The sequence below is a fragment of the Frankia sp. CcWB2 genome, assembly GCF_977927585.1.
On record NZ_CDWRCM010000042.1, the window covers coordinates 14,948 to 20,484 of the forward strand.

General features: G+C 71.2%; 3 protein-coding genes and 3 pseudogenes. 2 read left to right on the forward strand and 4 right to left on the reverse strand.

What is annotated here, in order from left to right:
* Positions 1 to 238: 238 nt before the first annotated feature.
* Positions 239 to 1,466, reverse strand: a pseudogene (locus ACY45C_RS06840) (XdhC family protein).
* 351 nt (positions 1,467 to 1,817) lie between these two features.
* Between ACY45C_RS06840 and ACY45C_RS06845 the strand changes: the two are divergent.
* Positions 1,818 to 2,327, forward strand: a complete 510-nt coding sequence (locus tag ACY45C_RS06845; RefSeq protein WP_462186793.1) for an ester cyclase — start codon at positions 1,818 to 1,820, stop codon at positions 2,325 to 2,327.
* Positions 2,328 to 2,473: 146 nt separating this feature from the next.
* Here ACY45C_RS06845 and ACY45C_RS06850 read toward each other — a convergent pair whose 3' ends face one another.
* On the reverse strand, positions 2,474 to 3,394 hold the full coding sequence (locus ACY45C_RS06850) for a glycoside hydrolase family protein (protein ID WP_462186794.1): 921 nt from the start codon (positions 3,392 to 3,394) through the stop codon (positions 2,474 to 2,476).
* A 218-nt stretch (positions 3,395 to 3,612) separates the two neighbouring features.
* Between ACY45C_RS06850 and ACY45C_RS06855 the strand changes: the two are divergent.
* Positions 3,613 to 4,549, forward strand: a pseudogene (locus ACY45C_RS06855) (sulfotransferase family protein).
* A gap of 63 nt (positions 4,550 to 4,612) precedes the next feature.
* Here ACY45C_RS06855 and ACY45C_RS06860 read toward each other — a convergent pair.
* A complete protein-coding gene (locus tag ACY45C_RS06860) occupies positions 4,613 to 5,005 on the reverse strand; it encodes a DUF2237 family protein (RefSeq protein WP_011436808.1) in 393 nt (130 codons plus the stop codon).
* Between the two features lie 67 nt (positions 5,006 to 5,072).
* Positions 5,073 to 5,537, reverse strand: a pseudogene (locus ACY45C_RS06865) (ATP-binding protein); the annotation flags it as partial.

A 5,537-nucleotide genomic window follows, 5' to 3' on the forward strand; every position in this document is an offset into this window, starting at 1 on the left:
CCGCTGTACCCCAGCGACATCGCGATGCGCACGTACGCCACCCCTCCGGCCAGCTCCCGCCACGGCCCCGTCGACCCTGGCGTCTCACCCCCTGAGTTTGACTCCGGCCGCGGTTCGGGCACCACCGATCACGTCCGGGGTGTCGGATCCGGAGAACTGGGGCCGGGAGAGTTGTCTCGTCCTTTTATGATCTCGTCCTTTTATGATCTTGAACGCGGATGCTCGTCAACACCGTTGATTATCTTGCTGTTCCCGTGCACCCGTCCGCGGCCTCGGCGGGTTCGGCGTGGATGCGGCCGCGGGTGGCCCGCAACAGGCGGCCGCTCCCGCCCCACCGGTTCTGGATGATTTCCGCGGCGATGGAGACGGCCGTCTCCTCGGGCGTGCGCGCACCCAGATCCAGTCCGATGGGTGAGCGCAGCCGGGCCAGGTCTGGCTCGCTCACCCCGTCCTCGCGCAGCCGGCGCAGCCGGTCGGCGTGGGTGCGCCGCGACCCCATCGCCCCGACGTATCCGGCCGGGGAGCGCAGCGCCGCGCGCAGCACCGGGAGGTCGAATCTGGGGTCGTGGGTGAGGACGCAGATCACCGTGCGCGCGTCGACCTCGGTGCGGGCGAGGAACGCCGCCGGTCGCTCGCATACCACCTCGTGGGCGTCGGGGAACCGGCGAGGAGTGGCGAAGACCGGCCGCGCGTCGCACACCGTCACCCGGTGACCGAGGAAACGCCCGATGCGGACCACCGCGGCGGCGTAGTCGATCGCCCCGAAGACCAGCATCCGCGGCGGGGGCGCGAACGAACGGACGAACACCGGTACCGCGTCGGGTCGCCGCTGCCCGCGAGGGCCCTCCTGCCCGCGGCGGCCCCCCTGCCCGTGGAGACCCGTAGTGACGCAGGCCGCTGAGCCCGGCCGCGAGCATGCCACGGGCCTCGTCGAGCCCGGACACCTCGAGCCCGGACACCTCGGACGCACCCGACGAACCGGCGGTCCGTTCCGGCCACACCACGACCTGGCTGCCCAACCGCTCGCCACCGGCCACGGTCAGCAGGGCTACCGGCTCGTCGGCGGCGATCGCTGCAAGGACCGCGTCGAGCGGCGATGGCCCCAGGTCCGGCTGGCCCGGTGGGGGCGACAGATCTGACCCGTCGGGCAGGTGCGGCAGGTGCGGCGTAACAACGAGATCGATGACGCCGCCGCAGGTGAGCCCGGCGGCGAACACGTCGTCGTCGCAGATCCCGTAGGTCTCGAAGGCCGGCGCCCCCGTGCGGACCACCTCGGCGGCCACCTCGTACACGGCGCCCTCCACGCAGCCGCCGGACACACTGCCGACGACCTCGCCGTCGGCAGCCACGGCCATCGCCGCACCCGGCTGGCGCGGCCCGCTGCCCCGGACATCGACGACCGTGGCCACGGCGAACGCGGTGCCCGCCGCCCGCCACCGGCGCAGGGTACCGGCGATCTCGCGCACCGCCCCCACCTCCCCCGCCGACCGGGCGGACCCGCGGGCACGCGCGCCCCCGAGCCCTGGCGTCACCGCCACGATAGAAGCCGGCAAGGGCCGCAGGGACCTGACGGTCGCGATCATCACCGGTGCGGGCGGCACGTTCCGCTCCAGCATGGCGGACGCCGCAACGCCGCGTCCCGGTCCACCCGGCCCTGCTGGCCGCATCCCGGAACTCCAGCCATCCCGCCACGCGTGCCCGCCTAATTACGACATGCACCGTAATTCGAAGAGCCGAACTGTTCCGCACCCAAACCTGTTGTACGATGAATCCGCAACGAATTCTCCTTCTACGAGAAAGACAAGGAAATAACGACCATGACCACTATTGCCACCGAGGAGCGTATCTCCTGGCAGCGCGCGACAATCGAGGAGCACATCCGCCAGGAGAATGCCAAGGATTGGGAGAAGGTCTACGACACCTTCCTGCGCGACAAGCGCGCCTTCTACGACGTCGTCCCGCTAAACGCCCGCTACGAAGGAATCAACGGCGTTCAGGAGTTCTACGAAACGCTCGCTCTTGCCCTACCGGACTTCATCTTCACTGTCACCGGAGAATACGACCTCCCCGGCTACTCCTGGCGAGAGGTGACCCTGGCAGGGACACATCAGGGCGAGTTCGCCGGCATCGCCCCTCAGGGTCGTCCGGTTCATTTCGAAGGCGTTGTGCTTTACATCTTCAGTGACCAGGAACCGGACAAAATCATCGCCGAGCGCGCGTACTGGGACAACGACTCGATCTTCCGTCAGATGAAGGGGGAGACCGATGCTCCGCGCGGCGGCGTGGGCCTGACTGACCGCGAACCCATCCGAACGGCCATCGCCTGACCCGAACCCGCGGGCAGGGCGCGCCCTCGTCGCGCGAGCACCGCCGTGCCTCTCCCTGGACGCGGCCCCTCCCTAAGGCCGGCAGCACCCCCGCCAAGACGCCGCCAACCAGGGAAAACGACGGCGTTCAGGACACCGGGGGCAGCTCAGGGAGCCGGGTGCAGCTCCGTGCGCAGCTCGTGGCTGCCGTCCGGCCGGGAGGCCTCGTAGTACAGCCGCCGGCCGCCGTCCGGGAGCTCGACCACGCTGACGTAGCGCAGGGCGCCGTCCCCGTCCGGACAGACCGCGACCGGCTCGGTGCCGACCGCGTGGAACCGGTCGACGGTCACCCCGACGGCGAGGCCGGTGCGTTCCGCCCAGTTCTCCGCCGCGGTGGCCCGACCGTCGTACAGGGCGACCGGCTGGGAGCCGCCCGTGAGCACGGAACTGATCCGCACGCCGCGGGCGTCCCAGCAGCCGGGCCGGGGCGCCAGCGCCGTTCCGGTCCAGGTCCAGGTCATGCCGTCCGGGCTCGTGGCGTGGCGGCTGTCCATCCGGTCCGTCGCCAGCGGGTCGTCGAGCAGGTGGCAGGAGGCCCACAGATGCCACTGCCCGCCGTAATGGACCACGACCGGGTCCTTGACGGCGAGGCTGGCCGGATCTCCGGGCAGGACGGTGCGGCGGCGGGCCGGGTCGAACGCCGCGGGGTCGTCGGCCTCCAGCAGGTCCACCCACCAGTGCGGGCTGCCCGGAGCCGCGCAGCTCACATAGAGCCGCCATGATCCCTGCGGGGTCACCACCAGAGCGGGCCGCTCCAGGCTCTCGGCGCCGAACGGGTCCCGGGGCACGACGGCGATCTCGGTGAAGCTCTCCCCGTCGGTGGAGCGGGCGATGACGACGCCGAAACCCCGGCCGATCCCGATGGGACGGCGCAGCCGATAGGCCAGATAGAATACGCCATCCACCGTAATGGCGCACGGCGCGCCGGCCCAGTACCCCGGGCCGTCACCGGGCGGCGCGACCACGGTCACGGCGGGCCTCAGTCCGGGGAGCGGTACGGTCGTCGCCACCAGGTGCTGTTTGCTCATTACCACGCAGCAACCCTACCGGCGGGGTAAGGATGACGAACGTTCCGTTCCGTTCCGTTCACGCCGTCCCGCCCTGACCGCTACCATCTTGAGGTCCCCGGTCGGATTACTGGAATATGCGAGGTGCGTGCCCCGGCCCCGGGGCTGCCTACGGCCGGATCCGCCCGCGGCCGACCCCAGTCGCCCACCGACCCCAGCCGTCCAGGAGCGCCCGTCATATGGCCCTTCCCGACTTCCTCGTGATCGGCGTGCCGAAAGCCGGAACGACGGCGCTGCACGCGGCACTCGTCCGGCACCCGGCGCTGTTCCTCCCGTCGGCGAAGGAGCCGAAGTTCTTCCTGTCACAGGGGCCGCCGCCGGCCCGGGGCCAGCCCCGGTGACGCCCAGACGTACCAGGAGCACGTGTGGCGGCGGGCCGACTACGAGGCGCTGTTCGATGCCGCTCCGGCGGGGACGCTCAAGGGCGAGGCTACTCCGTTCTACCTCTACGACCTGGACGCCCAGAACCGGGTCAGGCGGTTCCTGCCGAAGGCGCGGATCATCGTCATGCTGCGCAACCCGGTCGACCACGCGCATTCGAACTGGACCCATCTGTGGGCGGCGGGGCTGGAGCCGGAACGTGACTTCGTCCAGGCCTGTGCCCTGGAGCGTGAGCGCCGGGACGCCGGCTAGGCCCAGTTCTGGCACTACGTCTCCCTAGGCCTGTACGGGGAGCAGCTCAGCCATCTGTTCACCCTGTTCTCCCGCGACCAGGTCCTGCTGCTGCGCTACCGGGACCTGCGCGACTCCCCCGCCGCCACGCTGGACCGGGTCTGCGAGTTCCTCGGCGTCGAGACGGGTCTGGTGGACCTGGTGCCCGCCGAGAACGTCACGCCGTTCGTCGCGGACACCCCCGTGAACAGCGTGCTGCGCGCGGCGCTGCGCACCGGCGGGCGGATCGGGCATCACTTCCCGGTTCCCGTGCGCAGGACCTTCCGCGGTCCGCTGCTCACCGCGTTGCAGCGGCAGAAGGGCGGGCGCCCGAAGCTCACCCCCGAGCAGCGCCGCGCCGTGCTGCCGTATTTCGTCGACGACATCGCCCGCCTCGAGGAGATCACCCGCCTGTCCTACGCCGACTGGCTCACCGTGGGCCTCGAACCCGAGGTCATCGACTGACGAGGTCATCGACTGACGAGGTCATCGACTGACGGGGCCGGCGACTGACGGGGCCGGCCGAGGTCAGCCGAGCGATCGTGGGTCGGCGGGCACGTCGACGGCGTGGGCGCGCAGCGCCTCCAGCGGGATGACCTCCAGGGCGCGTTCGTGCGTCGAGGCCAGCACGACAGGCGCGGCGGCCCCCGCCTCGTAGGCCTGCAGCCACCGCACCGCGACCACGCACCAGCGGTCACCCGGGCGCAGGCCGGGGAAGGAATACTCGGGTCGGGGCGTCGACAGGTCGTTGCCGACCTGCCGCTGGTGCCGTAGGAACTCGGTGGTGACCACCGCGCACACGGTATGGCTGCCGAGGTCCTCCGGACCGGTGCTGCAGCACCCGTCGCGGTAGAAGCCGGTCACCGGGTCGGTGCCGCAGGGCTCCAGTTCCCCACCGAGAACATTCCGTTCATCTGCCACATCGACAGTTTCTCCCACTCGTCCGGTGGCGACACGGCAACCACCCGGATCGGGCCCGCGAGGTCGCTCACCGCAGCTGTACGGGCAGCACGTCGGCGTGCACGACGGTGAGGGCGCTCACGGCGCGGGTGAGGACGACGTAGAGCCGGCGCAGCCCCTGCAACGGCCGCGCCTCACCCGCCACGATCGCGGCGGGTTCCACCACGATGACATGGTCGAACTCCAGTCCCTTGGCGAGCGAGGCGGGCACGAGGCAGGCCCGCCCGGGTGGGGTGTCCCCGTCGAGCGGGACGATCGGCAGCCGCGCGGCGTCCAGCGCCGCCGCGAGTGCCGCCACCTCCCGGTCGGCGATGATGATCGCCAGCGAGCCGGGGTGGGGCAGGGTCCGGCGGGTGTGGTCGACCACCGCGGCGGTGAGCCCCTCCGGGGTGGTCGGGGCCGTCGTCAACGCGCCGCGCGTGGTCCGCGCCGAGATCGCCGGGCGCAGATCCGGGGCGATGTGGCGCAGGAGCCGGTTCGCGAAGTCGAGGAT

Excerpts from the sequence above, each read along its gene's own strand:
- ACY45C_RS06845 (WP_462186793.1), top strand. The coding sequence starts at position 1,818 with ATGACCACTATTGCCACCGAGGAGCGTATCTCCTGGCAGCGCGCGACA.
- ACY45C_RS06850 (WP_462186794.1), bottom strand. The coding sequence starts at position 3,394 with ATGAGCAAACAGCACCTGGTGGCGACGACCGTACCGCTCCCCGGACTG.